The organism is Streptomyces griseoflavus, from assembly GCF_014649995.1.
GTDB classification, from domain to species: domain Bacteria; phylum Actinomycetota; class Actinomycetes; order Streptomycetales; family Streptomycetaceae; genus Streptomyces; species Streptomyces griseoflavus.
The window spans coordinates 1-3,897 of record NZ_BMUC01000040.1; the positions used below are offsets into that span (position 1 = coordinate 1).

At 72.9% G+C, this 3,897-nt stretch carries 1 protein-coding gene; it reads right to left on the bottom strand.

From position 1 onward, the window contains the following. Window positions 1-3,897: type I polyketide synthase (locus IE172_RS34115; RefSeq protein ID WP_190101249.1), on the bottom strand; the 3,897-nt coding region annotated here is incomplete at both ends.

A 3,897-nucleotide genomic window follows, 5' to 3' on the forward strand; every position in this document is an offset into this window, starting at 1 on the left:
GAGGACGACCGCCCGATGCTCGAACAGGGCGCGGCCGTTGATGAGCGTGTCGGCGACGGCTGCGGTGTCCAACTCGGGCCGCTGCTCGATGTATTCGCGGAGCTGTCGTGCCTGAGCGCGCAGCGCGTCGGCGGTCCGGGCCGAGATCACCCACGGCACGACGCCCGGAGACTCCGACACCGACACCGGCTCGTCATCGGGAGCCTGCTCCAGCACAGCGTGCGTATTGGTGCCGCTGATGCCGAACGACGAGACACCGGCCCGGCGCGGCTGTCCCGTGCTGGGCCAAGCCGTCTCCTCGGTCAGCAGGGCGACGGCTCCGGCCGACCAGTCGACCTTCGGCGTGGGCTCGCCGACGTGCAGCGTCTTCGGCAGCACGCCGTGTTGCAGCGCCATGACCATCTTGATGAGGCCCGCGACACCCGAAGCGGCCTGGGTGTGGCCGATGTTGGACTTCACCGAGCCCAGCCGTAGGGGCCGGTCAGCAGGCCGGTCCTGGCCGTACGTGGCGATCAGTGCCTGGGCCTCGATGGGGTCGCCCAGCTTGGTGCCGGTGCCGTGCGCCTCGACGGCGTCGACCTGGTCGGGGGCGAGACCCGCGTTGGCGAGGGCCTGCCGGATGACCCGCTGCTGCGAGGGGCCGTTGGGGGCGGTGAGGCCGTTGCTGGCGCCGTCCTGGTTCATCGCCGTACCGCGGACGACGGCAAGGACTCGGTGGCCCTTGCGGCGTGCGTCCGACAGCCGCTCCAGAAGCAGCATGCCCACGCCCTCGGACATGCCCATGCCGTCGGCGTCGGCCGAGAAGGCCCGGCACCGGCCGTCCACGGACAGGCCGCGCTGCCGGCTGAACTCGGTGAAGGAGGTGGGCACCGCCATCACGGACACACCGCCGGCCAGGGCCAGCGTGGACTCGCCCTGCCGCAGCGACTGCGCCGCGAGATGGAGGGCGACCAGCGACGACGAGCAGCCCGTGTCCAGGGTGACCGCGGCGCCCTCCAGGCCGAGGACGTACGAGACGCGGCCCGAGGCGATGCTCGCCGTGTTGCCCGTACCGAGGTAGCCCTCGGTCTCCTCCGGGGTCTCGCCGAGGCGCGAGCCGTAGTCGTGGTAGCTGACGCCCGCGAACACGGACGTACGACTGCCCCGCAGGGACTGGGGGTTGATGCCGGCCCGCTCGAAGGCCTCCCAGGAGGTCTCCAGCAGCAGCCGCTGCTGCGGGTCCATCGCCAGGGCCTCGCGCGGCGAGATGCCGAAGAACGCGGGATCGAAGTCGACGGCGTCGTACAGGAATCCGCCGTGCCGGGTGTAGGACTTGCCGCGCTGCTCCGGGTCCGGGTCATAGAGCGCGTCGAGGTCCCAGCCGCGGTCGGTCGGCAGGCCCGAGATCACGTCGCCGCCGCGCAGCAGGAGTTCCCACAGCTCCTCGGGCGAGCGCACGCCGCCCGGGAAGCGGCACCCCATGCCGATGATGACGATCGGGTCGTCGTCGGCGGTCGGCGGCGCCGCGGCGGTCCCGGCCGGCGCGGTGTCCGGCAGGGCTCCGAAGAACTCGTCCCGCAGATGGGCGGCGAGCACACCGGGGGAGGGGTAATCGAAGACGAGGGTCGCCGGCAGCCGCAGCCCGGTGGCCGTGTTGAGCCGGTTGCGCAGCTCAACCGCGGTCAGCGAGTCGAAGCCCAGATCACGGAACGCCCGCCCCGGCTCGACCGCCTCACCGGAGGTATGACCGAGAACCGAGGCCGCCTGGTCGCGCACCAGCTCCAGCAGCACCCGGTCCCGCTCCTCGGCCGCGAGACCCTCCAGCCGGTCGCGCAGCGGCGACGACGGAGCGCTCGGCGCGTCCGCGCCCGACGCGGTTCCGGGGGACGACGTGGCCGCCTCGATCTCGCGCTGCGCCTCGGGAACACCCGCGAGCAGCGGGCGAGGTCCCGCCGAGGCGAAGACAGGGACGAAGCGCTCCCAGTCCACCTCGGCCACGGCCACGAAGGTCTCGTCGTGCGCGAGGATCTGGCGCATCGCGGCGAAGGCCGTGTCCGGGTCGAGGAACGGCAGTCCCCGCGCCTGCAGCTGCTCCGGCTTCACGCCCTCCGGTAGCCGCTCCGGGTCCCAGACGTTCCACACGCCCCATGCGATGGAACTGGCCTTCAGACCGCGGGCACGGCGCTGCTCCGCGAGCGCGTCCAGATAGGCGTTGGCGGCGGCGTAGGCACCGTGGTCACCGCTGCCCCAGACACCGGCGATGGAGGAGAACAGCACGAACGCGTCGAGGTCGTCGCCGCCCAGCAGCTCGTCCAGGTGAGCGGCGCCCGCCACCTTCGCGGCCAGCACGTCCGCGAACTCGTCGAGCCCCGACTTCGCCAGCGATGACAACTCGATGAACGCCGCCGCGTGTACGACCGTACGCAGGGACTCCCCGTCGGCCTTCAGCTGCTCCAGCACGCCCGCGAGGGCCTCGCGGTCGGCGGCGTCGCACGCGGCCACCGTGAGACGGACCCCCTCGGCGGCCAGTTCCGTCGCCAGCTCGGCCATGCCCGGAGCGGACGGGCCGCGCCTGCTGGTCAGCACCACATGCTCGGCGCCGTTCGAGGCGAGCCACCGCGCGATGTGCGGGCCGAGCGCTCCCGTCCCGCCGGTCACCAGCGCCGTGCCACTGGTGCGCCAGCCGGGCGCCGCCTGCTCGGGCGTCCGCACGTCCAGCGGGCTGCGCACCAGGCGCCGGGCGAAGACGCCCGAGCTGCGGACCGCCACCTGGTCCTCGCCCGCCAGCCCGGCCAGCACCGCGCACAGGCGTGCCCGGGCCCGGTCGTCCAGCTCGCGCGGCAGATCGACGAGGCCGCCCCAGCGCTCGGGCTGCTCCAGCGCGACGACCCGGCCCAGGCCCCAGACCTGCGCCTGCGCCGGACTGGTCACGGCGTCGGACGCCCCGACCGCCACCGCCCCGCACGTGCCGAACCACACCGGCACCTCAAGGCGCGCGTCACCGAGCGCCTGCACGAGAGCGAGCGTCCCTGCCACACCGGCCGTCATGGCGGGATGCGCGGGATGGGCGCTCTCGTCGAGCGCCAGGAAGGAGAGCACGCCGGCGAGCGGAGAGTCCTGCGCGGACAGCTTCTCGCCGATGAGATCGACGTACGTCCCCCGGGCGGCCCCGGAGGCGTTCAGCTCCAGCGGCACGACCTGCGCGCCGTGCCGCGCCAGCCCCTCCGCCGCCGTACGGACGACGTCGTCGGTGGCCCGCCCCTCCGGGAACACCACGAGCCAGGTCCCCCCGAGCCTGGTCGTGGCACCCCCGTCGGCCACCGGCTTCCAGCTGATCCTGTACCGCCAGTCGTTCACCGTGGCCTCGCGCCTGCGCTCCTGCCGCCAGGACGCGAGCGCGGGCAGCACCGTGCTGAGCGAGGCGTCGTCGGGCACGGCGAGCGTGTCGGCGAGCGACTCCCAGTCCTCGTTCTCCACGGCCTCCCAGAAGCGCGTGTCGACGATGTCGGTCGCCGGGACGGGGGCGTGCGCCGCCGTGGTGTCCGGTACGTCGATCCAGTAGCGCTGGTGCTGGAAGGGGTAGGTGGGCAGGTCGATGTGCCGACTGCCCCTGCTGATGGGCCAGTTGACGGGGTGGCCGTGGGTGTGGAGGTGTGCTGCCGAGGTGAGGAGGCGGGTGAGGGTGCCCTCGCCTCGGCGGAGGGTGCCGGTGATCGTCTGTGCGCCTTCGGTTTCCTCGATGCTGTAGGTGAGGACGGGGTGGGCGCTGGACTCGATGTAGGTGGTGTGGCCGGCCTCTGTGAGCTGCTGGATGGCGGTGTGGAAGTGGACGGTCTGGCGAAGGTTTCGGTACCAGTAGCCGGCGTCGAGCGCCTCGGTGTTCAGGAAGCTGGGTTCGACGGTGGAGAAGAAGGGGAT